Here is a 24,975-nt window from a genome sequence, read left to right as displayed (position 1 = left end):
TTCCCCTCGCCCTGGGCGGTGGAAGGCGCCGGCCGCTGTGCGGTCAGCGGGTGGTCTCAGGGGCGATGTTCTTGTTGAACCGCAGCAGGTTGTGCGGGTCCCAGGCGGCCTTGACCGCACGCAGCCGCCGGTGCTTGGCCTCGCTGCCGTGCACCCCGCGCCGCCACTGTTCGCCCAGGTCGTCGCTGAGGTTGGCGTAGCCGTTCGTCAGCGCGTGCGGCCGCATCGCCTCGGTGAGGGCCGTGGCCCAGTCGTCGTACTCCGCGTCGCGCTCGGGTGCGTCCCACTTGCAGATGGCCTCCCACAGCCAGGCGGCGCCCTCGCGGGAGAAGGCCATGGCGTCCTCGTCGCGGTCCTCGGATATCGCGCCGCCCATGAACGAGAGGTTGAACGAGTAGATGTCGCCGGGCTTCGACGGCACGGTGGCGACGTGCTCCAGCAGCACGTCGACGGCGTCGGCGGACAGCGCCGGCAGATACCCACCCCGCAGGTTCATGCGCATGCCGTAGGGGGCGACCGCGTCGAGCATGCTGTTGGCCCGGACCCACGTCGTCCTCCCGACGAGGTCGGCCAGCGGACGGCCGAGCGCCGCGAGCGGCTCGACGACCCCGGGGGCCGCGGCGGGCTCCCCGGTGTGGACCACGACGAGGATCAGCGCCGGCTTCCCGTGCACCTCCTCGGGCAGCATCGGCAGCGGGGGAGCCGGGGCGATCGCGACCAGCAGTCCCAGCTCCCGCGGGGCCGTGACCAGATGGGCCGGGAGCTTGCCGAGGACGTCGGCGGCCTGGTCGAACGGGAAGATCAGCTGTCCCGCGACGACCTCGGGTCCGATCGGGTGCGCGCGGTACTCCAGCGAGGTGACGACCCCGAAGTTGCCGCCCCCGCCGCGCAGCGCCCAGAACAGCTCGGGGTTCTCGGTCCCGTCGGCGCGGACCTTGCGGCCGTCCACGGTGATCATGTCGCAGCCCAGCAGATTGTCGACGGTGGCACCGTGGCGGCGCATCAGGTAACCGATGCCGCCGCCCAGGGTCAGCCCGCCGACGCCGGTGCTGCTGACCGTCCCCGCCGGCACGGCCAGACCGTGACGCTGTGCGGCGGCGTCCATCTCGCCGAGTGTGACGCCCGGCTGGGCCCGTACCACCCGGGTCTGGGGGTCGACGGTGACCGCCCGCATCGCCGAGAGGTCGACGACCAACGCACCGCCGGGCATCGCGTAGCCGTCGGAACCGTGCCCGCCGCTGCGCACGGCCACGGGAATGGCGCGTGCGGAGGCGTAGCGCAGGACGGTCGCGACGTCCTCCTCGTCGGCGCACTGCGCGATGAGCGCCGGGCCGTCGTCGGCGGCACGGCCCTGGTAGAGCGCACGCGCCGTGTCGTAACCGTCGTCGGCGGGGCGCAGCACCGTGCCGCGGAATTCGGTGGGGAAGTCGGAGTGGGAGCGGGGTTGCGTCGACACGCTCATGAGGCCTCCTGTGTGGGGAACGCACGAGGTAACCGGAAATTCAATTTCCGCTTGCGTCCTCAGGACACTAACATCGGTGGCAAATGGACCCGTTGACACCCCCCGGCGACCGCCCGCTGCGCGCCGACGCCCGCGAGAACGTCCGACTGATCCTGCAAGCCGCCCGGGAGGTCTTCGCCGACCGCGGCTACGAGGTGTCCATCGAGGCGGTCGCCCGCCGCTCGGGATTGGGGATGGGCACCGTCTACCGTCACTTCCCGAGCAAGAACGCCCTGGTCGAGCGCGTGGCGATCGACGTCATGACGGATACGTCCCTTGAGATCCGGGACGTCTCGGCAGCCGAACCCGATCCCTGGGTGGTCTTCACGCGGGTGGTGCGGTACATCGCCCAGGTCCGCAGCAGCCAGCTCTTCCCCGTCAGCCGGAGGCGGACGATGGAGCCGGGGCCCGAGCTCGTCGCGGCCCGCGAGGCCCTGCTGGCCGACTTCGCCGAGGTGGTGGCACGGGCCCAGGAGGCCGGGAGCCTGCGCGAGGACGTGACCGTCTTCGACCTCGTCCTGATGCTGAACTCGATCCCGGCCCAGATCCCGCAGGACGGCAGCAGCGATCCCTCGGTGGATCTGGCGGGCCGCCAACTCGGGGTGTTCCTCGACGGCCTGCGCTCCCCCGGCGGGGAGTCGCTGCCGTCACCGGGTGCCGGCCGGCGCGACCTGGATCGGTTCTTCCGAACGCGCTTCGGACTCTGACCCGGCTCCGGCCAACGCCACCCGAGGTCATTTCGGATCCATTCAGCCTCACAGGGGTCAAGATTGCCCACCAGGCGGTTGAGTTTGGATCCATCTCCTGCCATGGTGGAGAGTGACGGAACCCGGGGAGCGCCGCCGTGACCGGGCGTCACGGATGTGACGTACCGGGCGCCTTGGGCCGTACCGCGCCCCGGCGAGCGTGACCGGTGGAGCGCCGGCCGACGGCGGGAGCCGGACACCACGTTCCTCCCGCCGGGGCGCCCGGAAGCCTCCTCCTCCTGCGGGCGGCCGGTGGGATCCGCGCCCTCGGGAGCCCGCCGCGGACCGCGACGTGACGTGACGTCCAGAGCGCCGAAGGACACCATGAGCTCACCCGAGCAAGACCCTCAAGCCAGGACTCCCCCTGTCGCATGGAGCGTGGCGCTACGGGGTGCCGTACGAGGCAGGGCCATGGCGCAGACGACCGCAGCCGCCCTGGTCGTCGGCTCGACCCTGTTCATGGTCAACCTGTACTCGCAGGTCAGGGACGGCCCGTTCACCTGGGCACTCGCGGCCCGCACGGCACTGACCTTCCTCGTGCCGTGGCTCAACGCGACGATGGGGATCACGATCGGCCTGCGTCGCCCCGGCACTTCACCCCGCCGCCCGGCCACGCCCCAGGCCGCGGCCACTCCCCCGGAGTCCGCCCCACCCTCACCCCAAGCCGGCTGCCTCCAGCCGGGATTCCTTGAAAGGTAATGCCCATGTCACTGGTGCCGCTGCTCACTTCCGACGAGTTCTCGTCGGTCGACCAACCCGCTCTCACCCAGGGGATGAGTGCGTACGGCGAGGTGCTGAACACCTGGGCGGGCATCGGGAACAGCCCCGGCCTGCTCGCCGCCTACCTTCCCTTCCTCAGGCAGGTCAACGGACCGGGCTCGCTGGACGGGCGCGTGAAGGAGCTGGTCGCCGTACGCGTCGCCGTGCTCAACCACTGCCGCTACACCACGAGTCACCGCTGCGCGTCGGCGCTCGCCAAGGGGGTGTCGGCCGACGAGCTCGCGGCCGTCGCGGGCGGCGAGCTCGGGGGCTTCACCGAGCAGGAGCGGCTGGCGCTCCGGCTGGCCGAGGAGATGACGGTCGCCCTTCCGGGCACCCCCGTCGCGAGCGGCCTCACCGGCGTCTCGACGGATGTGCGCGACGAGGCGCAGCGGGTGTTCGACGCGGCGCAACTCGTGGAGCTCGTGATGTGCATCAGCATGTGGAACGCCCTGTCGCGCTTCCACCGTGTCATGGCCTTCGATCTGGACATGCCCGAGCCGCCCGCACCCGTGGCGGCGCGGCTCTGAGACCGCGCGGGATCCGAGGCCGGCCGGACGGGAGTCCGGCCGGCCTCACGCGCATCCGGACGGTCAGCCGGGGATCTGTCCGGCTTCACGCTGCAGCCGGATGAGGAGGGACATGAAGTCCTGCTCACCCAAGCCGGTCGAGATGCACGCCTGGAGCAGTTGCTGCACGACGCCGGTGACCGGCAGCGGGACCCCGCCGGCCGCCGCCGCTTCGAGGGCCAGGTCCAGGTCCTTGCGCATGAGCCGGGAGCTGAACGTCGACGTGTAGTCATCCGCCAGAAGGGGCCCGATCTTGTACTTCACCAGCGGTGACGCGACCGCCGAGGCGGCGACGACCTCCAGCAGCCGGTCCCGCTGCACGCCGTGGGCCTCGGCCAGGGCGACGCACTCCGCGAGGAGCTCGGCCGTCCCGGCGACCATGAGGTTGAGGGCCAGCTTGATGATGCGGGCGGCATCCCCCTCACCGCTGTGGAACACATGGGGGCCGATGTCGCGCAGCAGGCCCTCCACGGACGCGAAGACGGCGTCGTCACCCGACGCGATGATCGTGAGGTTCCCGGCACGCACGACACCCGGGTTCCCGCTCACAGGAGCGCGCAGGTAGCCGATACCGGCGGCCTCGGCTCCGGCGGCCACGTCACGGGACACCTCCACGGAGACGGTGCTCATGTCGACCAGGACCCGTCCCTTGCCGGACGCGGCGTGGACGAGCCCGCCGTCCGGCGCGAGCGCGACATCGGCCAGGGCGCGGGAGTCCGCGACCATCGTGATGCACACCTCCGACCGGTCCCACGCCTCACCGGGGGCGCCGAGCTCGATGGCGCCCTGTGCCACCAGGCCGTCCGCCCTGCCCTTCGACCGGTTCCAGACACTCACCTGGTGGCCTGCGCCGATGAGTCGTTCGGCTATGGCGGATCCCATCTGACCGAGACCCAGCACGGATACGTTCACGTTCATCTCCTGAGACGGTGCGCGACATGCGCAGGGGGTTGTCGATCCCACCCGGGCCCGACCGGTCGCGGTGGTGCGCGGCGCCGGCCCGGGCACCGGGTGAGGGATCGCTACATCGAGGCGGACAGCTGCCAGTCGAAGGCGAGCTGCACGTGGGAACGGGGATCGCAGAGGCTGCCGAATCCCCCGGCGAAGTACACGAGGGGGTCGGAGTCGGCCTCGTAGCCGCAGCTGACCACCTTCCCGATGAAGACCGTGTGGTCTCCCCCGGCGACCTCCTTGTGGACGTCGCAGGCGAAGTAGGCGACCGCGCCGTCGACGACGGGGAGTTCGTGGCCGGCCCGCAGGCCCATGCCGGCGAACTTGTCGTCGCACCGGCTCGCGAACCGCAGCGCGTGGTGCTCCTGTCCCCGTGACAGGACACTGACCGCGAAGACCCCGGAGCCGGAGATCGCGTCGCGCGTCGCAAGGGTGTTCCCGACGCACACCAGGAGCATGAGCGGATCCAGCGATACGGACGCGACGGCGCTGGCCGTCATCCCTGCCGGGCCGTTCGGCGTCCTGGTCGTCACGATCGTGACGCCGGTCGTGAACCGTGACATTGCTCCGCGGTAGACGACGGACATGTCGTGCGCGGTCGACGTATCCATGGTGCCCTCCGTTGCGTGTGACGAGATGGCCCCGGCACCGCCTGTGCCCAGGCGGCCCGGGTGTGGCTGACGGCGTGTTCGCCGGCTTCACCGGCTTCACCGGCCTCTGCGGCGCGGACGGGCGCGGGCCTAGCGGCGCAGCTGCGCGACCAGTCGGCGGACCTCGTCGGACGGCGGTACGCCGAGCTCCCGCATGCGCACCGCGTACCGTTGGTAGAGGGCCAGCACGGCGTCGTCGCTGCCGCTGGCGTGCGCCAGCTGGATGGCCAGCCGCCAGGCCTGCTCGCGGTACGGGTCCTCGCGGAGCACGTAGTCGACCAGTCCCTTCGCCTGGCGGTACCGGTTCATCCGGTAGGCGAGCTTGGCCGCGTCGACCCGCGCCGACAGGAAGGTCTCGGCGAGGAGCACGCGGCGCTCGGCGACCCACGCACCGGAGACCGTCGCGAGGTAGGGCCCCCTTTCGGCGCTGCTGAGGGCGTGGGCCAGCGTCTGGAGGCGGATCTCCCCGTCCTGTCTGCCGGCCTGGGCGATGAGGTCGGCCGCGCGTTGCGCCGAGCCCATGGCCACCGCGGGACCGGGCATGCGGAAGACGTCGCCGTCCTGCCTCGGGCCCAGGTCGTCGGGCAGGACCTCACGGAGCCGGTAGAGGGCCTGCCTCAGGTAGTTGCGGCCGGCGGCGTCGTTACGACCGCCGAAGAGCGCCCCGAGGAGCTCCTCGCGTGTGGCCCTGCGGTCGGGTCTCCCGAGCAGGTAGCTGAGGAGCTCGACGCTCTTGGTGAGCCGGGGCTGAGCCGTGTTCCCGTCGACGGTGAGGACCGGCTCGCCGAACTCCTCGAGCACCAGACGCGGCGTACTCACGTTCACGCGTACGGGATGCGGGCCCGACAGTGCCGCAAGGACCTCGTACCAGGGGGACATGCGGCTGGACTTGGTGTCCGCGGCTCTGGCCGCGACCGAGGGCATGTCGGTGAGGGCCGTCAGCAGCAGGTGTTGTGATCCGTGCGTCGAGGCCGAGGTCATCGCGAGGTCGGCCGTGGCGTCGGACTGGTCCTCGAGGCCGAGACGCCACTGCGCCTCGGCCAGGTAGACGGCGGCCGTCGGGAGATCCAGGTGGCGGTCGCCCTTCTGCATGCTCAGGACGCATTCCGCGAGGAGCTCGTAGGCCTCGGCGTCCTTGTCCTGCAGGAGCATCGACAGGCCCGACCAGACCTGCCACGCCTCCCGGGTGAGGACGTACTCCGAGGCACCGTTGGCCGCCGCTTCCGCCAGCACGCGGTCGGCACGCCGCGTGTCGCCCTCGAGGCGCAGCCGCAGCTTGGCCTCGACGAGCAGGCTCATGTTGCGGTACACCTTCGATCCGGTCGACGCGATGAGGTCCCGCCCGCGCTTGATGGACGCGCAGGCCTCCTCTCCCCGGCCGAGGTCCAGCATGAGGTCGACGGCGTCGACGGCGTGCAACCAGACCGGCTGCGACGAACCGCTGCGCGGCTCGAACATCGACATCGCGGCGTCGAGCCGTCCGGTGGCCCGCAGCGCGGCGACGACCCAGGGGCCGCCCAGGATCGTCCGCCACGGGTCGAACGAACCCACGTCGTCGAGTCCTTCGAGGCGACCGCGCATGAAGGCCAGCCGCATCAGCAGACCGTCGACCGGCCCGGACGGCGTGGGCGAGTACTCGGGGAAGGGCGGTGGCTCCTCGCCGGTGGCGAGCGCGATCAAGGTGTGCGCGATGAGCCAGTTCCGGCCCGGTGAGAGCTGGTCGGCGACGGACCGCGCCTCCTCGATCCGGCCGGAGTGCCACAGGCACCAGCAGGCCAGGACGTGGGCCTCCTCGAAGTCGGGGGCCCCCGGCTCCGGAAGCCACGCGTATCCGTGGCGATCGACGAGCTCCACGCCGCGGTCGCACTGCTCGAGTGCGAAGGCGACGCGCAGGATGACCGAGCCGATCTCCGGGGTCGGAGTACGGGCCGACCCTCCCAGCGCGTCGAGCCAGCGTGCCGCCGGCTCGAAGTCCATCCGCGCCACGAGGCTGGGAAGCGCCGCGGCGGCCAGCCGCCCGGCCGCCTCGAGGTCCCCGAGCCGCAGCAACTCGTCGACGGCTTCCTCGCGTTCGCCGCGGGCGATCAGGAGCTCGGCGTGCCGGCGACGGACCGCGGTGAGTGTCCCGGCGTCCTGCCGCCCCAGGACGACGCGCAGGAAGTCGCGGAACACCGGGTGCGGCGTCATGCGGGAACCGTCCGGCGACCACGTCACCGGAAGATGCCGGACGCGCAGGTCGGCCATGACCTGGGCCGCGTTCTCCTGACCCAGGGCGCGAGCGCCCTCGACCGATATCTCCGCCAGCAGACTGGTGTGGAGGAGGAAGGTCCTCTCCACCGGGGAGAGCGAGTTGAAGACGTTCGCCGCGACGTAGGACCGCAGCGAGTCGGGATCCAGCTCGCGGGAGCGCGCATGACGCCATCCCTCGAACAGGACCCCGGTCACCCAGCCCCCCGTCGCCGCCACGGCCCGGGCCGGATGCACGTCGACGTGGCCGACGGTCCGCAGTGCGGCGTCGGCTTCCTGGGCGTCGAAGGCGAGGTCGCTCTCGATCAGCTCGCCCACCCGGTCGCGTTCGCTCGTCGGGCCCGGGTCCAGGTGGACGTCGACACGCGAGATCAGTACGAGGTTCACACCGGACGGCAGGTAGCGGGCGAAGGACGACAGCACGGCGACGCAGCTCTCGTCGGCGGCGATCCGTTCCACGTTGTCGCACACGAGGATGAGGCGGCTTCCCTGGAGGCTCTCGGCCAGCAGCCCGGCCGCCTCACCGATGTGGAGGCTGCTGCCCAGGGCGTCGGAGGCCACGTCGGCGGCGCCGGCGACAACGCCCTCGAGAGCCGCTTCGAGGTAGACGAGCAGGCGCCCTGCCGCCCGCTCCGTGCCGTCGAGCGACAGCCAGGCGACGGGCCGGTCGAGGCCGCTCACGGCCAGGGCCACCGCCGTGGTCTTGCCGGCCCCCGCCGTCGCGAAGACGTTCACCACGGTGTGGCGGTCCAGCATGTCCCGCAGACGTCGGTTGAGCCTCTCGCGGACGACGACGTCCTTCGCCGGCTCCGGCGCCGCCAGTTTCCGCCGGATGATCGCGCGATGGTGCCGGCCGGACGCGTTCGGGCCGCTCGGCCGGTCGGAATCAGAGTCACCCATCGGATGTCGCGCCTCCGTGATCCTCAGTGCTCCCGCGGAAGTTCCGGCTCGTCCCGTTCGCCGGCCGAACCATGTGTGTCGTCGGTGCCCACCCGCACCGGGTCACCCGTCGGTACCGGGTGCGGCGGTTCGCGACCGGCGGCGGCCGCGAACCTGCCCGCACCGTCGCCGGTTCAGCGGACCCGTGAGCCCTCGAGCCGCGCGCCGTCCAGACGCCGGGCGTACTCGGCCTGCTCGGTGTAGGCCGTCACCTCGGGGACTTCGGGCTCCGGAAGACCGCAGACCTTCCGGGCCAGCTGGGTGAGCGGCCCGGAGGGCGACAGTTCCGAGCGCTTCATCGTGAGCATCCGGGTGCCGAGCATCGGCGTCCCGTTGAACTGCTCGAAGGTGCTGATCCGGTCGCCGAAGTCCGTGAGGAAGAGGTCACGGATGACACGCGAGATGCGGATGCGGTCGTAGGGCTCGCCGACCGCGCCCGCCTGCAGGGGCGCGAGCCAGTCGTGCAACTCGGGGTTCTGCCACTGCTCCTCGGTCGGGAACAGGAGCGAGGCACGGCCGGCGAGGTCGATCACCTCGTTCCGCATCTCCGCGTACCTCTCCAGGTAGTACGACCGGCCGAAGTCGAAGAGGAGGACGTTGGGCTTGTAGAGCCCCGCCGGGGAGATGAACCCCTCCGTCTCGGAGGCGATCACGTGGGCCCGGATCGTCTGGTAGAACTCGACGAGCCGCGCCAGCCGCGCCTGGACCGGCGGGAGCTGATACGTACCGAGGTGCTCGGTCATCAGCATCGCGAGCCCGGCCATGAGCTCGGCGCGGACCATCGTCCGGATGAGCGCCTCGTAGTGCACCCAGTCGAAGATGCGCTGCGGGTAGAGCGACGCGTGCTCGGGGCTGCCGATGTGGAAAACGCGATCCCACGGGATGAACACGTTGTCGAAGATGACGGTGCATTCCAGCTCGTCGCCGGCGGAGGACAGCGGGTGGTTCTCGGGATCGTCACGTACCGTCGCCTCGCGGGAGACCATCGCGACGCCCGGCGCATTGGCCGGACAAGCGGCGTAGATGACCTGTTCGCTCTCGATTCCCGGCCGGAAGAAGACACCGATGTGAATGTAATCGGCAAACGGCGTACCGGTGCTCACGGCCTTGACGCCGTTGACCACGATGCCGTCGTCCCGGGTCTCCACGACGCGCAGCGCGGTCTGGGCCGCGTTCTGCTTGGACCGGTCGACCTGGGGGTCGATGAAGGCGAAGGCGCAGTTGAGGTCGCCCTCCTTCACCAGCTCCAGGAAGTCCCTGATCCCCACGGTCAGATCACGCCCGCCGGTGCCCACCGACTGGTCGCTCCACGGCTGCGGGTCCTCCTCGTAGGTGACCAGGCCGTAGTTGTTCGCGCACGGGGTCCGCCCCGTCGATCCCCCGTCGAGTTCCCGGACCACGGTCTCCAGGTACACGCGCTTGCGGCGCAGCCCCGCGGCGTCCGTGTGCGTGAACCACATCATCGAACGACGCACCCCGCCGTCGTCGACGAAGGTCATGACGTCCTGCATCTCGGGCTCGTGGTGCAGGTCGTAGAACTGCGCTATCCGCCCGGCCTGCGCCCTGGTCTTCGGGTGCGTCGTGACGTCGTCGACCAGCTCACCTCCGACCCAGACGACGCGCCCGTCCCTGAGGGACTCCAAGTACTGGTCGCCAGTTCGCATCAAATGCCACCTTCTGCCCTCGCCCAAGCACCGGCGTGCATGGACTGCTGTTTCTCGGGCCGTCATTCGAGTTCACTCGACAGGACATCGCCGGGAAATTGCCGCGAATCCGTTGGTGAATCCGCTCTCAGCGCGCGGGAAACCGTCGGATCAGCGTCGTGATCGACCGTCCATTCGAACCGCCCGATTCGAATGGAGGAAAGCCCGCCCTGCCGTGAAGTTGAAATTGCCTCGGCCGTTGATTCCCCGAGCCTAGCCAGGAGTTGTTAGCCGGGCGTTAATCGCGAGGCGACCTCGGCGATATCCCCGGGAACTCCCGCGACGGGGCGTCGCGCCCCCGGGCGGGCATGTCGCCGGCCCCCCTCGCCACCCCCGGGACACGCTCCACGACCATGCCCACCCCCTTCGCGAACGACCGTTCCTTTTTGTCGGCCCCCATCCTGCGGCGCCACCGGACGGCACGTCAAGATGAATGTTCATTTTTCTGGATCGACACACGGCTTGCGCACATGGTTGGTTGCGCACATACAGGACGAGGCCCCGACCGTACGGTCGGGGCCTCGTCCTGTATGTCGTTCGTCGTGGTGTCCGAGGGGGGACTTGAACCCCCACGCCCGATAAAGGGCACTAGCACCTCAAGCTAGCGCGTCTGCCATTCCGCCACCCGGACAGGTGATCCGCAGGGCTGGCCCCGCGGCGACAGGCACAACGATACCAAGGATTCGGGGTGGGTTTCACCTGCGTATCCGCAGGGTGCACAGGGTGCCGGGGCCGTGTGGGCCCCGGCACCGGAGTGCTCCTACACGGCCTCGGGCGGCATCAGGTGGTAACCGGGGAAGTTGCCCGGGGGGCGTTCGCCCGCGGGGCCGCGCGTGACGGCTCGGACCAGCAGGTCGCCGCCGACGAAGGCGCCGCGCCAGGAAGTGCCGAGGCCACCGAAGGGCTCGGCGCGGTCGCCGCGGGACCGGGGCCTGTTGTGGCCGACCTTGAAGGCGCGGATGTCCGGGGCGAGGCGGACGTAGGTGTCCTCGTCGTCGGTGGAGAGGGTGGCGACGAGGGTGCCGCCGCCGGCGTTCATGGCGGCCAGCAGCTCCGCCTCGGTGTCGACCAGGACGATCGTGTCGACCGGGCCGAAGGGCTCCGCATGGTGCAGCGGGGAGGTGACGGGCGGGTCGAGGAGGGTGACCGGCGCCAGGTAGGCGGAGGTGTCCTGGCCCGGCAGCAGGCGGGCGTCGGCGAGGCTGCCGCGGTGGAGCGGGGTCGCGCCGCGGTCGACGGCCTCGGAGACGAGGTCGTCCAGTTCCTTGGCCTTGGCCGCGTTGATCAGCGGCCCGAAGTCGAGCTCGGGGAGGTCGTCCCCGGGGTCGTCCACGGCGAGCGGGTGGCCGAGGCGCACGGAGCGCACGACGGGCAGGTAGGCGGACAGGAAGTCGGCCAGGAGTTCGCGCCGCACGACGAAGCGGGGGTAGGCGGTGCGGCGCTGCTTGGCGTAGTCGAAGGTCCCGCGGAGGTGAGCGGTCAGGGACTCCCAGTCGCTGTAGTCCCACACGCCCCAGGTGTTCAGGCCCTCCTGCTCGATGACATGGCGTCCGCTGGGGTCGGTGAGGGCGGAGGCGACCCGGCCGCCCGCGTCCCGGCCGCCGACGGAGCAGACGCAGCCGGTCTCCGGGGCCCGTACCAGCGCCTCGCAGAGCTCGTCGCCGCCGCCGACCAGGGTCACCGGTACGTCCTCGCGGGCGATGAGCGCGCAGGCCAGGGTCAGGCAGGCCAGGCCCCCGTCGGTGGGGGTCCTGGCGATGGCGGCGTTGCCGGCCAGCGCCTGCACGAGCATCGCGTGGACCAGGATGCTCATGGGGTAGTTCCAGCCGGCGACGTTGGCGACCGGGCCGGGCAGCGGGCGGCGCCACTCGACCATGTCGTCGATCTCGCCGACGTACCAGCGGACTCCGTCGACGGCCCGGTCGACGTCGGCCAGGGCGAGCCGCCAGGGCTTGCCGATCTCCCAGACCAGGAGGAGCGCGAGCAGCACGCGGTGCTCGGCCAGGGCGTCCAGGGCGGCGGAGACCCGCGCCCTGCGCTCGGGAAGCGGGAGCACCCGCCAGGCGCGGTGCTGGTCGAGGGCGGCGCGGACGGCCTGCCGGGCGGTGTCCGCGTCGAGCCGGGGCACCCCGGCGACGGGGGTGCCGTCGACGGGGCTGGTGGCCGGCAGGATCCGGCCGTCGGCCCGCCAGGCCCCGGCCCACAGGTTGAGCACGCGGTCCTCGTGGAACGCCTCGGGGGCGGCCCGCAGGCACCGCCGCCAGGCGTCCGCCCAGGCCGTTCCGGGTTTGAGGGTGAGGGTCATGGCTGCTCCGCCCGATCACGGCGGATCTCCCGCAGCGCACCACCACGGGTGTAGAGGAATCCCCGCACCACCTCGGTGTGGGGCAGCTCCGTGGCGGCGCGGAGGCGGGCCACGCACGCACGCAGGTCCTGCTCGGGGTCGCCGAGCACCGCGCAGTCCTCGTGGTGCACGAGCACGATCTCGCGGGTGCCGCCCTGCAGTTGGCTCAGCCGGAGCGAGCGGACGGTGTCGGGGGTGACGCACCCGCCCGCGTTGCGGATGACGTCGGCGTCGCCAGGCCGCAGCCCGAACATCGCCTCGACGCCGAGCCGGGCGTCCATGCACGCGACGACGGCGACTCCGGTGCGGGCCCGCGTCCTTGCGAGGTCGAGCGGTACGAGTGCCGCGCCCACGTCGTACCTGCGGGTGAGCAGCTGTTCCACGCCCGCGGCCCCGGTGGGGGCGGTCACCGCAGCAGCCCGCGCACGAGCCGCGCGGTCTCCGAGGGGGTGCTGCCGACCTTGACGCCGGCGGCCTCCAGCGCCTCCTTCTTGGCCTGCGCGGTGCCGGAGGAGCCGGAGACGATGGCGCCGGCGTGGCCCATGGTCTTGCCCTCGGGCGCGGTGAAGCCCGCGACGTAGCCGACGACCGGCTTGGTGACCAGGCGGGAGACGTAGGAGGCGGCGCGTTCCTCGGCGTCGCCGCCGATCTCGCCGATCATGACGATCAGGTCGGTGTCGGGGTCGTCCTGGAAGGCGCGCAGGCAGTCGATGTGGGTGGTGCCGATGACGGGGTCGCCGCCGATGCCGACGGCGGTGGAGAAGCCGAGGTCGCGCAGCTCGTACATCAGTTGGTAGGTGAGCGTGCCGGACTTCGACACCAGGCCGATGCGGCCGGAGGTGGTGATGTCGGCCGGGATGATGCCCGCGTTGGACTGTCCGGGGCTGATGAGCCCCGGACAGTTGGGCCCGATGACGCGGGTGCCGGAGGCGACCGCGCGGGCCCGGAAGGCGACCGTGTCGTGCACGGGGACGCCCTCGGTGATGACGACGACGAGCCCGAGGCCGCCGTCGACGGCCTCGTCGACGGCGGTGCGCACGAAGGGCGGCGGCACGAAGACGACGCTGACGTCGGCGCCGGTCGTGCCGACCGCCTCCTTGACCGAGCCGAAGACCGGGACGGTGCGCCCGTCGAACTCGACCCTCGTGCCGGCCTTGCGCGGGTTGACGCCGCCGACGACGTCCGTCCCCGAGGCGAGCATGCGGCGGGTGTGCTTCATGCCCTCCGAGCCGGTCATGCCCTGGACGATCACCTTGCTGTTGCGGTCGAGGAAGATGGCCATCGCGATCAGCTCCTTGCGGGCTCGGCGGCCCGCGCGGCCGCGCCGTCCATGGTGTCCAGCTGCTGTACGAGGGGGCCCAGCGTCGCCGCGGCCTCGTCGAGGACGGCCCGGCCGCGCTCGGCGTTGTTGCCGTCGAGGCGGACGACGAGGGGCTTGGTGAGCTCGACCAGGTCGAGGGCCTGGACGATGCCGTCCGCGACGGCGTCACAGGCGGTGATGCCGCCGAAGACGTTGACGAGGACGGAGGTGACGTCGGGGTCGGAGAGGATGACGCCGAGCCCGTCGGCCATCACCTGGGCGGAGGCGCCGCCGCCGATGTCGAGGAAGTTGGCGGGGGCCCCGCCGTGGTGGGCGACCACGTCGAGGGTGCTCATCACCAGGCCCGCGCCGTTGCCGATGACGCCGACGGTGCCGTCGAGCTTGACGTAGTTGAGACCCTTGGCGCGGGCGGCGGCCTCCAGGGGGTCGCCTTCGCCGGGGGTCTCGTACGCCTCGTGGACGGGGTGGCGGAAGCGGGCGTTGGCGTCGAGGGACACCTTGCCGTCCAGCGCGAGGAGACGGCCGTCCGTGGTGCGGACCAGCGGGTTGACCTCGACCAGCAGGGCGTCCTCCGCGGTGAAGACCTCCCACAGCGCGATCAGCACGGGCACGGTCTCCTCGGGGAGCCCGGCCGCTTCGGCGATCTGCCGGGCCTTCTCCTCGGTGACGCCCTCGGCGACGTCGACGGGGACGCGGGCCAGGGCCTCCGGCCGGGTGGCGGCGACCTCCTCGATGTCCATGCCGCCCTGGGCCGAGGCCATGGCGAGGAACGTCCGTTCGGCGCGGTCGAGGAGGAAGGAGACGTAGTACTCGTCCTGGATGTCGGCGGTCGGCGTCAGCATGACCTTGCCGACCGTGTGGCCCTTGATGTCCAGGCCGAGGATGGCGCGGGCCTTCTCCTGCGCGTCCGCGGGGTCGGAGGCGAGCTTCACGCCGCCGGCCTTGCCCCGGCCGCCGGTCTTCACCTGGGCCTTCACCACGACCTGCCCGCCGAGGCGTTCGGCCGCGGCCCGGGCCTCGGCGGGGTCGTCCACCACGTGGGCGGCGAGCACGGGGACGCCGTGCCGCGCGAAGAGCTCCCGTGCTTGGTACTCGAACAGATCCATCGTCAAACGCACCTGCCCTGACTCGGGGTCGAACGATAATCCGGTGCAGACCTCTGGACACCGGGTCGTCCATGCGGGATAAACGTCTGCATACAGTATTCGTCGCCTGTATGCAATGTACAGACCGCGGGGTGGAATCCCGCGTTCGGCCCGCTCACCGGCCCCCCGACCGGAAGGAACCTTGGTTGTGACGAAGGCTTTGGAGGGTGTGCGCGTCCTGGATATGACGCATGTGCAGTCGGGTCCGTCGGCGACGCAGTTGCTGGCGTGGCTGGGTGCGGACGTGGTGAAGCTGGAGGCCCCGGGGGGTGACATCACGCGGCGTCAGTTGCGGGACGTGCCGGGGGTGGACAGCTTGTACTTCACGATGCTGAACGCGAACAAGCGGAGCATCACGCTGAACACCAAGACCCCGCGCGGGCGGGAGATCCTGACCGAGTTGATCGCGCGCAGTGATGTGATGGTGGAGAACTTCGGGCCGGGCGCGGTGGACCGGATGGGGTTCACCTGGGAGCGGATCCAGGAGATCAACCCGAGGATCGTGTACGCCTCCATCAAGGGCTTCGGGGACGGCCCCTACACCGCGTTCAAGGCGTACGAGGTCGTCGCGCAGGCGATGGGCGGGTCGATGGCCACCACCGGCTTCGAAGGCGGTCCCCCCATGGCCACCGGCGCCCAGATCGGCGACTCCGGCACCGGGGTCCACGCCGTCGCCGGGATCCTGGCCGCCCTGTACCAGCGCACCCACACCGGCCGCGGACAACGCGTACAGGTCGCCATGCAGCACGCGGTGCTCAACCTGTGCCGGGTCAAACTCCGCGACCAGCAGCGCCTGGCCCACGGACCACTGGCGGAGTACCCCAACGAGGACTTCACCGACGAAGTCCCCCGCTCCGGCAACGCCTCCGGCGGCGGACAGCCCGGCTGGGCGGTCAAATGCGCCCCCGGCGGCCCCAACGACTACGTCTACGTCATCGTGCAGCCCGTCGGCTGGCAACCCCTGGCCGAACTCATCGGCCACCCCGAACTCGCCACCGACCCCGAATGGGCCACCCCCGAAGCCCGGCTGCCCAAACTCGCCAAGATGTTCCAGCTCATCGAGGAATGGACCACCACCCTGCCCAAATGGCAGGTCCTGGAAGAACTCAACACCCACAACATCCCGTGCGGGCCCATCCTGTCCACCAAGGAGATCATCGACGACGCCAGCCTCAAGGCCAACGACATCGTCGTCGACGTCGACCACCCCGAACGCGGCACCTACACCACCGTCGGCAACCCCCTCAAACTCTCCGACTCACCCACCACCATCCACCGCTCACCCCTCCTCGGCGAACACAACCACGACATCTACACCACCGAACTGGGTCTCTCCGCCGAGGAGCTGGGCGTGTTGCGGACCGGCGGGGTGATCTGACCGATGGCGGACGCCGGGCGGCGCGAGGACGTACGGTCGCACACCACAGAGCAGCCGGTGGCGGTGCTGGGCACCGCCCACCGGTGGGCCGGGGCAGCGGGGCTGCCCTGACCCGACGCACCACCCGTGACGGGGCCGGGCGCGCGTGAACCGCGCGGACCGGGCCCGCCGCGCAGCACGAAAAGAGCACGGGGGCCGGCACGGGTCGGTCTCCACGGAGACCGACCCGTGCCGGCCCCAGGTCCAGGGGGCGCTGGCCAGACTCTTTCGAGGCAGGGGAATCATGACAATGGCGTCAACGACATCGACGTCCCAACCACCCGTCACCTACCGAGAGGTGACCGACCACAACGGCCGGGTGTTCCGCGTCGGCGAGTCCGACCTGGACATCATGGGCCGGAAGCGCAAGTGGATGGTCATCCTGCCGTGGGTAGGCATGATGGGCATCAGCTCGGCGGAGTACGCGTTCGCGTCCGCCGAGGACACGCTCCACACCGCGCACTCGTGGAGCAGCCTGCACATCTTCTGGATGCTCGGGGTCTGGGTGTTCTTCCAGGCCGCGGTGGCCTTCCCGGCGGGCAAGCTCCGCGAGTCCGGGAAGCTGCCGGCGCGCTACGCGATGATGTGCGGCGCCCTGGGCACCTTCCTGGGCTACCTGTCGCTGGCGTACGCACCGCACGTCGTCGTCGCGTACATCGGCTTCGGCATGTTCAGCGGCATGGGCGCCGGCATGGTCTACGCGACCTGCGTCAACATGGTCGGCAAGTGGTACCCGGAACGGAAGGGAGGCAAGACCGGCTTCGTCAACGGCGGCTTCGCCTACGGCTCGGTGCCGTTCGTCTTCCTCTTCACCGGCTACATGAACCTGACCAACTTCCGCTGGGTGCTGGTCTCGGTCGGTGTCTTCCTCGCGGCGACCGTCGCGGTGGCGGGGTACTTCTTCAAGGACCCGCCGAAGAACTGGTGGCCGGCCGACGTCGACCCGCTGAAGGTGCCCGACGACCCGCGGGCCCGGCGCGCCATGGAGAAGAACCCGCCCGCCGTCCGGCAGTACACCCCCGCCGAGGCGTGGCGGACCGGCCGGGTCGCGCTGATGTGGTTCTGCCTGCTGTGCACCTCGGGCGTGAACATCTTCGGCATCGCCTTCCAGGTCGACATCGGTGAGGAGGCGGGCTTCGCCGGCGGGATCGTGGCCACGGCCATGTCCCTGAAGGCGATCGTCAACGGCACGGGCCGCGGCGTCATCGGCTGGCTGTCCGACCGCTACGGGCGCAAGCAGTGCCTGATCTTCGTCTGCCTCGTCCTCGGCCTCGCGCAGTACGGCATCCTGTGGTCGGCGGACATCAAGAACCTGCCGCTGTTCCTGATCTTCTCGTCCATCTCCGGCTTCGGCGGCGGCGCGATCTTCCCGATGTTCGCGGCGATGACGGCCGACTACTTCGGTGAGAACAACAACGCGTCCAACTACGGGCTGGTCTACAGCTCCAAGCTGGTGTCGGGTCTGCTCGGCTCCGGAATGGGTGCCTTCGTCGTCAGCCACTGGGGCCACAGCGGGGCGTTCACCCTCGCGGGTTCGATCTCGCTGTTCGCCGGCTTCGTCGCGCTCTTCCTCACCCCGCCGGGACGTCCGAAGAAGAAGGACATCGAGCCCAACCCGCAGCCCATCAGCAGGGAGGCGATCTGACGTGACCGCCGGAGAGCACCCGGGGCTCCGGCACGGCACCTCGTGCCCGACGACCGGGTGTCCCTCCCGTCCGCCGCGGCGTCCCCGGACCACCCCCGTGGCGTAGGCCCTGTCGTCAAAGTAGCTCCCCCAGCTCCGCTGGGAGGTGCCCCCACCGCCCGAAGGGCGGGCCCCGCGGGGTCTGGTGCGGTGCATCGCAAGGCGGAGAGTCGTCCTCGTAGTGGGCTACTCGGACGATTCGACAACGCAGCGAGGTGCCGTGCCAGGCGCCGCGGGGCACGCGGGACTTTGACGACAGGGCCTGGTGCCGTGCCGGAATGACGTGGGCCTCAGCCGTGGGACGCCACGGCTGGGGCCCACGCGGCTGTCCGTCAGCCCGAGCGGTCGGCGGCGATCGCCTTGTGGTGCCGGATGACCTCTTCCACGATGAACTTCAGGAACTTCTCCGCGAAGGCCGGGTCGAGGTGCGCCTCCTCGGCCATCCGGCGCAGCCGGGCGATCTGCTCCGCCTCGCGCCCGGGATCGGCGGGCGGCATGTTGTGCGCCGCCTTGAGCTCACCCACCTGTTGGGTGGCCTTGAAGCGTTCCGCGAGGAGGTGCACCAGGGCCGCGTCCAGGTTGTCGATGCTGCCGCGCAGGTGGCGCAGCCGCTCCAGGGCGGCCGTGTCGTCCGCGTGTCCGTCGTCCATCCGCCCAGCCTAACCAGCGGGACGCCGATCAGTCGGTACGTCCCGTCGCGGCGACGGTGACGCCGAGGCCGATCATCGCGAGGCCGCCCGCACCGCCGACCAGCGACAGGCGGCGCGGGGAACGGGCGAACCACGAACGGGCCGCGGCGGCGACGAGGCCCATGGTGCTGTCCGAGACGAGGGCGATCGCGTTGAAGACCAGGCCGAGCAGCAGCATCTGCACGGTGACGTGACCGGCCGTACGGTCGACGAACTGCGGCAGCACCGCCGCGTAGAAGACCATCGTCTTGGGGTTCGAGACCCCGACCACGAAGCCCTCGCCGAGCGTGCGCAGCGCGCCGCGCGCCGCCCCCGCGTCCCCGGACACCATGGCCAGGGCCCCGCGGTGCCGCAGCGCCTTGACCCCCAGGTACACCAGGTAGGCGGCGCCGGCGAGCTTGAGGGCCGCGAACAGCAGCGCCGAGCGCTCCACCACGGGGCCGACCCCGAGGGCGACCGCGACCACCAGGACGTACGAGCCGAGCGTGTTGCCGGCGACGGAGGTCAGCGCGACACGACGCCCGTGGGCGAGCGCGCGGCCGATGACGAAGAGGACGCTGGGGCCGGGGATCACCACGAGCACCAGGGATACCAGGGCGAATGCCGCGAGTCGGTCGATGGACACCATGCCCGGAGGCTAATCGGGTATATCTTCCGGCGCACCGCATTAAGCGCGGGGTCAGAGGAGGCGGGATCGATCATGGGTGAGCCGCAGGGCGAGCAGCTGGAGGCCGTACGGGCACGGCGCGAGGAATTGCGCGGGAGGTACCTGCGGGAACCGGCGGAACGACCGGCGACGCGGGCGGCGGGGGTGCACCACGTCGCGTTCATCTGCCGCGACGTCGAGGAGACCGTCCGCTTCTACCAGGAGTTCCTGGGCTTCCCCCTGGTGGAGCTGGTGGAGAACCGGGACTACGCGGGCTCCAGCCACTTCTTCTTCGACATCGGCCACGACAACCTGCTGGGGTTCTTCGACTTCCCCGGCCACGAGCACCCCGAGCAGCACGAGACGATCGGCGGACTGCAGCACCTGGCGCTGTCGGTGACCGGCGAGCAGTTCACCGAGGCGAAGCGCCGGCTGGACGAGGCCGGGGTGGAGTACCTCGGGCCGGACCGCGGCGTGGAGGACAGCCTCTACATCCGCGATCCCAACGGGGTCAACGTGGAGCTGTACCGCGAGGACCTCGGCCACTTCGACGGCAAGCCGCTGCTCTGAGCCCGCGGGGCCCGGCGGGGCGGGGCGGGGTCAGTCCTCGTGGGAGCGCTGGTGGTACGAGGTCCTGGTGTGCTCGGTGTGGGCGCGCATGACCTGCTGGGCGCGCTCCCCGTCGCGGTCGGCGATCGCCGCGATCAGCTCGCGGTGCTCGACCCACGACTGCATGCCGCGCTGCCGGGCCACCGGGGTGTAGTACCAGCGCACGCGCCGCTCGACCTGCCGGGCGAGTTCGGCGAGCACCGCGTTCCCGGCCAGTTCCATGACGCAGGCGTGGAGGGCGGCGTTCGCCGCGACGACCGCGTCGACGTCGTCGGCGGCGACGGCCGCCTCGCCCGTCTCGCACAGCCCGTCCAGCCGCTCCAGGCCCTTGGTGGTGGCGTTGGCCGCGGCGAGGCGGGCCGCCTCCGTCTCCAGCAGGGCGCGGACGACCAGGAGTTGGTCGGCCTCCTCGTCGGTGGGCTCGTGGACGAAGGCCCCCTGGGCCGGGCGCAGGTCCACCCACCCCTCGGTGTTGAGCCGTTGCAGTGCCTCGCGCACCGGTTGGCGGGAGACGCCGAGGTGGCCGGCGAGTTCGGTCTCCACCAGGTGCTGGCCGGGGGTGAGCGAGCGGGTGATGATCAGCTCGAGCAGCGCTTCGTACACCTGCTCACGCAGGGGCCCCGGACGCTGGAGCTTGGGCACGGATCCCTGCGACAGCCCGCTGGACAGCATCGAGGCCCCAACCTTTCCCGGGGATGATTGGCTTTCGTCTACAGTCTACGCGCGCAGGACCCCGGCGCGGACACCGCACCCAAGCGTGACGCGCTTCACACCGGCGGCGCGGCGCCCGCTATGCGGCGCCGTTGAGCTGGGAGGTCTTCAGGACGACCAGGGTCACCAGCACCAGCAGCACCGCCGCCATCCCGGCCGCCTGCCACAAGGCGCGGTGCCTGCGGGGCGCGTGGGCCAGGACGAGGCCGACCGCACCTCCGGTGAGCAGGCCGCCGAGGTGGCCCTGCCAGGAGGTCACGGCGGCGGAGACCGCCATCCAGACCAGCAGGCCGATGAGGAGCTGCCGCCCGCCGACCGGGTCGTGGTGGAGGCGCTTGCCGAGGACGAAGTAGGCCGCGCCCAGGCCGAAGATCGCGCCGGAGGCACCGACGGCGCCGGTGTACGGGGCGATCAGGTACACCAGCACGGAGCCGCCGAGGGCGGAGAGCAGGTAGAGCCCGACGAAACGGATCCGGCCCAACTGGGCCTCGACGGCCGGGCCGAGGGTCCACAGCGAGTACATGTTGAGGAGGATGTGCAGGATCCCGAAGGTGCCCTGCCCCGGCGGCTGGTGGAGGAAGGCCGAGGTGATCAGCCGGTACCACTCGCCGTGGGCTATGCCGACGGCCTCGAAGCCGGGGTACGCCGAGCCGTCGTACACGTACGCCGCGCCGTCGGGGCCCAACAGCCCCTGCCCCAGGGCGCCGAAGCGCGCGACGAGGTCGGAGCGCACCAGTTCGCCGAGGTAGGCCACGACGTTCAGGGCGATCAGGATCTGCGTCACCACCGGCGCGCCCGAGGTCGCCACGCGGCCGCCGAAGACGGTGCGCGCCTGGCGGACGCTCCTGCCGCCCTCCTTCACGCACTCCGGGCAGTGGTGGCCGACGGCCGCCTCGCGCATGCAGTCGGGGCAGATGGAGCGGTCGCAGCGGGTGCAGCGCACGTACGTCTCGCGCTTGGGATGCCGGTAGCAGGTGGTGACCGGCGGCTCGGTGCCCTGATCGGTGTCCGTGGTGCTCACGAGCGCGAGGCCCCCCCATGCGGCGTACGGGACGTTGGAGTCGCACGTTTGTACCCAGCCCGGGCACAGCGCGTCAAACCACTCCGCTCTGCGCCTCCATGCGCAGACCGGAGGCCCGGTCGGCGAGGACGACGGTGACCACGGTGAGGTCGGCGGCGTCGTTGCCGCCGGGACGCCTGGAGATGAGGTCGGCCATGGTGACTCCCGGGCAGATCGCACCGTCCGGCAGTTCGACGACGAGCCGGAGGACGTCGTCCTCCGTCACGCGGACGGCGCCGGTCGCGGGAGGGGCCTGGCCGGCCTCGTACATCTCCTCGTCGATCCGGGCGGTGAGGCCGCGGGCGCCGGCGAGGAGGCCGCCGCCGCGCCCGGCGTGCACCTGCACCGTGACCGCGCCGACAAGCGGGGTCCGCAGCGTCAGCGGGCGCCGGTCCGGTCCCGGCGAGACGGTGAGGCGCACCTTGAAGGTCGGCCTGCCCTTCATCCGGGGGAGGTTGTCCGCGCCGTAGCTCCCGATGACCATGTCGCGTGACACGCCGGGCTCGCCGACCTGCCGCGCGGCGCCCTTGCCGCACTCCCCCGGCCGGGAGACCGCCACCGCCTCCCGTCGCGGGCCGTTCCCCCAGGCCAGTTGGGCGACCAGCAGGGCCGCGGCGGCCAGTGGGACGCCGATGCGCCACCACGTCCCCCGGCTCACCGAGAACGGGTCCCCGGCCACCGCACACCTCCTCGCCCGGCCGCGTCCGGCCGCGTCCGTCGTGCGCCGATGCTATTCCGCGGCTCCGGCCGGTCCCCTACCGTGATGCCGTGACGAGCGACGCATCCGCCGCGGGGATACCGGAGTTGGTGCTGCGAGGGGGCGGCGCGACCGTCCGTCTGCGGGCCGGCGAGGTGCTGCTGGACGAGGGGACGGAGCGGCGGCGCATCCCGCCGGCCGCGATCGAGGAGGTCCGCGCCGCCGGGCGGCACGGCCGTACGGTGGAGATCGTCCTCACGGCGGCGCGAGGGCCCGCGAGGGTCCACGCGCTGACGCACCACAGCGCCGAGGCGGTCGCGGCCTTCACCGCCGCCGTCAGCTCCCTGCTCCCGCCCCGCGACGCCGACGAGCCGCGGGAGGACGGCGGCACGCTGGTCGAGGTCCTGTCCGTGCCGCCCCCCGCGAAGGACGGGGCGAAACCGGACGACGGGGCGCCGGACGGCTTCTGGACCTACGCCCCGGGGGTCGGCGGCGCCCTGGCCTACCTAGCCGTGCTGGTCCGGCTGGCCGTCACCGGGGACGGCGCGGCCGTCGCGAAGTGGGCACTGGGCGCCGCTCCCCCGCTGGCCGCCGGGGGCTTGCTCCACGGGGCATGGGGGTCCGCGCGGGACGCACGGACCCTGCGCCGGCGCGGCATCACGGTGGTCGCCACCTTCGACCGCAGGCAGCGGCACGGCGGCCGCGAACCGGTCTACCGTTTCACCGACCTCGACGGCGTGCCCCGGGAGCACCTCGGCGAGGGCAACGACGTGGACGGCGACCCGCTGCGGGCGGAGATCACCTACGACCCGCACAACCCCGAGCTGACGACGCGCACGTGGTCCGAGCCCGCGGGGCTGGCGGTCTTCATGTGCGTCTTCGGGCTCTCGCTGCTCGCCATGGGGCTCCACCTCGCCGTCGGCGCTTTCGTGGACCTGCCTTTCTCCCTTTGACATCCTCCCCGTCCTAAAGGACGGGGATTCCTGGCTCACGTGGGCTGGGGACCAGCGGTCCACCAGCGCTTACACGATCGGCACCAGCCGGGTCGAGACCTGCCCGGACCAGCATCACGCGAGCGGAGTTCTTGTCCCTGGGCAAGACGACTCCGCACACGGTGCAGGTGTAGGTACGTTCCGAAAGAGGAAGTGCGTGCTTGGTTCTCGCTCCGCACGACGCGCAGTCCATGCTGGTGTGCGCGGGATGCACCAGGCGGACGTCCCGCCCGTGCTTGCGGCCCAGCTCGATCAGGGCCGTCTTCGTGGCGCCGATCGCGGCGTCCGCCGCCTTGCGCGCCATGGTGGTCTTCGCGAGGAACTTCGGCCGGAAGTCCTCGACCGCGATGACGTCGTGGTCGCGCACAACGCGCTTGGCCCACTTGCGGGCAGTGTCCTGCCGCTGCCGCGCCACCTTCTTGTGCAGCTTGGCCGTCTGGTGCCTGGCCTTGCGGTAGCCCCTGGACCCAGTCTGCCCACGAGCAGGCTTACGGCGAGCCATCATCCGCTGATACCGCGCGAGACGATGTGCGGCGGTCTTCCCGTGCTGGGCGTGCGGCAGGTCGTAGGCGTCGCTGGTCGTGGTCGCGGTCTTAACGACGCCCCAGTCCACGCCGATCACGGCGCCGGTGGCGGGCAGCGGCTGCACCTCGACGGCGACCACGAACGAGGCGTACCAGTGACCGAGGCTGTCCCGGTACACACGTACCGACGTGGGCTGGCTGGGCAGGTCGCGGGACCACACCACCGTCACAACGATGCCACCGGCCAGGTGCAGGCGTCCGTCCTTGAGCCTAAAACCCCGCCTGGTGTAGTTCAGCGACGGGGCGGCCTCGCGCTTGCGCTTGATCCGGGGCATCCCGGCCCGCTGCCGCATCGGCAGCCGCGCCGTGATGTCCTTCAACGCCTTGGCACGGGACTTGGCGAAGTCCCGGACGACCTGTTGCTGCGGCACCGAGCTGCCGTCCCGCAGCCACGCCATCGACCGCCTCGCCTCGGTCAGCATCCTGTCCAGCTGCGCAGGACCGCACGCGACCTTCTGCTCGACGGTCCTGTTCAGGCCATGGACCTTGCGGGACACCGCCACACACTCATTCCACACCCACCGGCAACGCGCCCACTCCGCCTCCAGACCGGCACCCGCCGACGACGGCACACGCAACCGAAAGGCGAACCGGGCATGCCCCGACCCCTGCCCGGCCACCACTGTCGACGTCACGCCCCGGAACCTAACAGCCCCCACTGACAACGAAGGAGAGTGCAGGTCAGAACGGATACGCCGAGAGCTCCGCCGCTTCGCGGCTCCGGCCCAAGGACCCATTCCTCCCCGGCCTGAAGGCCAAGGCATCCTGGGAGAAATCAGGTGAACTCCCCTCGGCGGAACGGAACTCCCCTCCGCCGGAACGCGGCCGGGACCGCCTTTACGACCCCTTGACCTCGTGGAGACGAATACTGTACACAGTATTCGTCCGGGGCTGAGAACCCAGGGCCGGCGGACTCGTCGAGGTGATCTCGCCGCACGACGGCGCGGTCACCGTGGCAACCTCTGTATCAAGGGCCGATACGGCTTCCAGCACGTACAGAACCGGGACTGA

General features: G+C 71.2%; 22 protein-coding genes, 1 tRNA gene and 1 pseudogene. 8 read left to right on the top strand and 16 right to left on the bottom strand.

Going from position 1 to position 24,975, the window contains the following annotated elements:
• Positions 1–43: 43 nt before the first annotated feature.
• Positions 44–1,462 (bottom strand): FAD-binding oxidoreductase, encoded by a 1,419-nt coding sequence (locus AC1VWI_RS34495; protein ID WP_499514936.1) that lies wholly within the window; start codon positions 1,460–1,462, stop codon positions 44–46.
• An 83-nt stretch (positions 1,463–1,545) separates the two neighbouring features.
• Here AC1VWI_RS34495 and AC1VWI_RS34490 point away from each other — a divergent pair, with 83 nt between their 5' ends.
• From AC1VWI_RS34490 to AC1VWI_RS34480, 3 genes are all read left to right on the top strand, one after another.
• On the top strand, positions 1,546–2,208 hold the full coding sequence (locus AC1VWI_RS34490) for a TetR/AcrR family transcriptional regulator (protein ID WP_499514935.1): 663 nt from the start codon (positions 1,546–1,548) through the stop codon (positions 2,206–2,208).
• Positions 2,209–2,658: 450 nt separating this feature from the next.
• Positions 2,659–2,946 carry a hypothetical protein gene (locus AC1VWI_RS34485; protein WP_499514934.1) on the top strand — a complete coding sequence of 96 codons (288 nt, stop codon included), beginning with the start codon at positions 2,659–2,661 and terminating at the stop codon, positions 2,944–2,946.
• 5 nt (positions 2,947–2,951) lie between these two features.
• Positions 2,952–3,536 carry a carboxymuconolactone decarboxylase family protein gene (locus AC1VWI_RS34480; RefSeq protein WP_499514933.1) on the top strand — a complete coding sequence of 195 codons (585 nt, stop codon included), beginning with the start codon at positions 2,952–2,954 and terminating at the stop codon, positions 3,534–3,536.
• Positions 3,537–3,599: 63 nt separating this feature from the next.
• On the opposite strand, the gene AC1VWI_RS34475 is transcribed toward AC1VWI_RS34480, so the two are convergent.
• The 9 genes from AC1VWI_RS34475 to sucC all read right to left on the bottom strand — a co-directional run bounded on the left by AC1VWI_RS34475 (position 3,600) and on the right by sucC (position 14,836).
• Positions 3,600–4,487 carry an NAD(P)-dependent oxidoreductase gene (locus AC1VWI_RS34475; RefSeq protein ID WP_499514932.1) on the bottom strand — a complete coding sequence of 296 codons (888 nt, stop codon included), beginning with the start codon at positions 4,485–4,487 and terminating at the stop codon, positions 3,600–3,602.
• A 110-nt stretch (positions 4,488–4,597) separates the two neighbouring features.
• On the bottom strand, positions 4,598–5,137 hold the full coding sequence (locus AC1VWI_RS34470; protein ID WP_499514931.1) for a flavin reductase family protein: 540 nt from the start codon (positions 5,135–5,137) through the stop codon (positions 4,598–4,600).
• A gap of 129 nt (positions 5,138–5,266) precedes the next feature.
• The gene (locus tag AC1VWI_RS34465) at positions 5,267–8,323 is read right to left on the bottom strand and encodes an AfsR/SARP family transcriptional regulator (RefSeq protein ID WP_499514930.1); all 3,057 of its coding nucleotides are present in this window, start codon (positions 8,321–8,323) and stop codon (positions 5,267–5,269) included.
• A gap of 173 nt (positions 8,324–8,496) precedes the next feature.
• Positions 8,497–10,026: a 4-hydroxyphenylacetate 3-hydroxylase N-terminal domain-containing protein gene (locus tag AC1VWI_RS34460; RefSeq protein ID WP_499514929.1), complete on the bottom strand. Its 1,530-nt coding sequence runs from the start codon at positions 10,024–10,026 to the stop codon at positions 8,497–8,499.
• 582 nt (positions 10,027–10,608) lie between these two features.
• Positions 10,609–10,696: transfer RNA gene (locus tag AC1VWI_RS34455), tRNA-Leu, on the bottom strand.
• Between the two features lie 129 nt (positions 10,697–10,825).
• On the bottom strand, positions 10,826–12,370 hold the full coding sequence (locus tag AC1VWI_RS34450) for an aldehyde dehydrogenase family protein (protein WP_499514928.1): 1,545 nt from the start codon (positions 12,368–12,370) through the stop codon (positions 10,826–10,828).
• Positions 12,367–12,819: a carbonic anhydrase gene (locus tag AC1VWI_RS34445; protein WP_499514927.1), complete on the bottom strand. Its 453-nt coding sequence runs from the start codon at positions 12,817–12,819 to the stop codon at positions 12,367–12,369. The genes AC1VWI_RS34450 and AC1VWI_RS34445 overlap by 4 nt, the downstream gene beginning before the upstream one ends.
• Positions 12,816–13,691 carry a succinate--CoA ligase subunit alpha gene (sucD, locus tag AC1VWI_RS34440; protein ID WP_499514926.1) on the bottom strand — a complete coding sequence of 292 codons (876 nt, stop codon included), beginning with the start codon at positions 13,689–13,691 and terminating at the stop codon, positions 12,816–12,818. The genes AC1VWI_RS34445 and sucD overlap by 4 nt, the downstream gene beginning before the upstream one ends.
• 5 nt (positions 13,692–13,696) lie before the next feature.
• Positions 13,697–14,836, bottom strand: coding sequence for an ADP-forming succinate--CoA ligase subunit beta (gene sucC / locus AC1VWI_RS34435; protein WP_499514925.1), 1,140 nt, complete (start codon positions 14,834–14,836; stop codon positions 13,697–13,699).
• Positions 14,837–15,023: 187 nt separating this feature from the next.
• On the opposite strand from sucC, the gene frc reads away from it, so the two are divergent.
• The gene (frc, locus tag AC1VWI_RS34430) at positions 15,024–16,253 is read left to right on the top strand and encodes a formyl-CoA transferase (protein WP_499514924.1); all 1,230 of its coding nucleotides are present in this window, start codon (positions 15,024–15,026) and stop codon (positions 16,251–16,253) included.
• Between the two features lie 289 nt (positions 16,254–16,542).
• The gene (locus AC1VWI_RS34425) at positions 16,543–17,937 is read left to right on the top strand and encodes an OFA family MFS transporter (RefSeq protein ID WP_499514923.1); all 1,395 of its coding nucleotides are present in this window, start codon (positions 16,543–16,545) and stop codon (positions 17,935–17,937) included.
• 371 nt (positions 17,938–18,308) lie between these two features.
• Here the strand turns inward: AC1VWI_RS34425 and AC1VWI_RS34420 are convergent, their stop codons facing one another.
• Together AC1VWI_RS34420 and AC1VWI_RS34415 are read right to left on the bottom strand one after the other, a co-directional pair.
• Positions 18,309–18,626, bottom strand: a complete 318-nt coding sequence (locus tag AC1VWI_RS34420) for a chorismate mutase (RefSeq protein ID WP_499514922.1) — start codon at positions 18,624–18,626, stop codon at positions 18,309–18,311.
• 28 nt (positions 18,627–18,654) lie between these two features.
• Positions 18,655–19,293: a LysE family translocator gene (locus AC1VWI_RS34415; protein WP_499514921.1), complete on the bottom strand. Its 639-nt coding sequence runs from the start codon at positions 19,291–19,293 to the stop codon at positions 18,655–18,657.
• 72 nt (positions 19,294–19,365) lie between these two features.
• Here AC1VWI_RS34415 and AC1VWI_RS34410 point away from each other — a divergent pair, with 72 nt between their 5' ends.
• Positions 19,366–19,881, top strand: coding sequence for a VOC family protein (locus AC1VWI_RS34410; RefSeq protein WP_499514920.1), 516 nt, complete (start codon positions 19,366–19,368; stop codon positions 19,879–19,881).
• A 30-nt stretch (positions 19,882–19,911) separates the two neighbouring features.
• On the opposite strand, the gene AC1VWI_RS34405 is transcribed toward AC1VWI_RS34410, so the two are convergent.
• From AC1VWI_RS34405 to AC1VWI_RS34395, 3 genes are all read right to left on the bottom strand, one after another.
• The gene (locus AC1VWI_RS34405; protein ID WP_499514919.1) at positions 19,912–20,592 is read right to left on the bottom strand and encodes a GntR family transcriptional regulator; all 681 of its coding nucleotides are present in this window, start codon (positions 20,590–20,592) and stop codon (positions 19,912–19,914) included.
• Between the two features lie 118 nt (positions 20,593–20,710).
• A complete protein-coding gene (locus tag AC1VWI_RS34400) occupies positions 20,711–21,652 on the bottom strand; it encodes a rhomboid family intramembrane serine protease (protein WP_499514918.1) in 942 nt (313 codons plus the stop codon).
• 73 nt (positions 21,653–21,725) lie between these two features.
• A complete protein-coding gene (locus AC1VWI_RS34395) occupies positions 21,726–22,370 on the bottom strand; it encodes a hypothetical protein (RefSeq protein ID WP_499514917.1) in 645 nt (214 codons plus the stop codon).
• Between the two features lie 89 nt (positions 22,371–22,459).
• Here AC1VWI_RS34395 and AC1VWI_RS34390 point away from each other — a divergent pair, with 89 nt between their 5' ends.
• Entirely contained in the window at positions 22,460–23,341 is an 882-nt protein-coding gene (locus tag AC1VWI_RS34390; protein ID WP_499514916.1) for a hypothetical protein, read from the top strand.
• Positions 23,342–23,354: 13 nt separating this feature from the next.
• Here the strand turns inward: AC1VWI_RS34390 and AC1VWI_RS34385 are convergent, their stop codons facing one another.
• A complete protein-coding gene (locus AC1VWI_RS34385; RefSeq protein ID WP_499514915.1) occupies positions 23,355–24,599 on the bottom strand; it encodes an RNA-guided endonuclease InsQ/TnpB family protein in 1,245 nt (414 codons plus the stop codon).
• A gap of 278 nt (positions 24,600–24,877) precedes the next feature.
• Here AC1VWI_RS34385 and AC1VWI_RS34380 point away from each other — a divergent pair.
• Positions 24,878–24,975, top strand: a pseudogene (locus tag AC1VWI_RS34380) (2Fe-2S iron-sulfur cluster-binding protein); the annotation flags it as partial.

It is taken from the genome of Streptomyces sp. TOM-9 (assembly GCF_056858595.1).
This window is presented reverse-complemented; position numbering and strand designations above follow the sequence as displayed.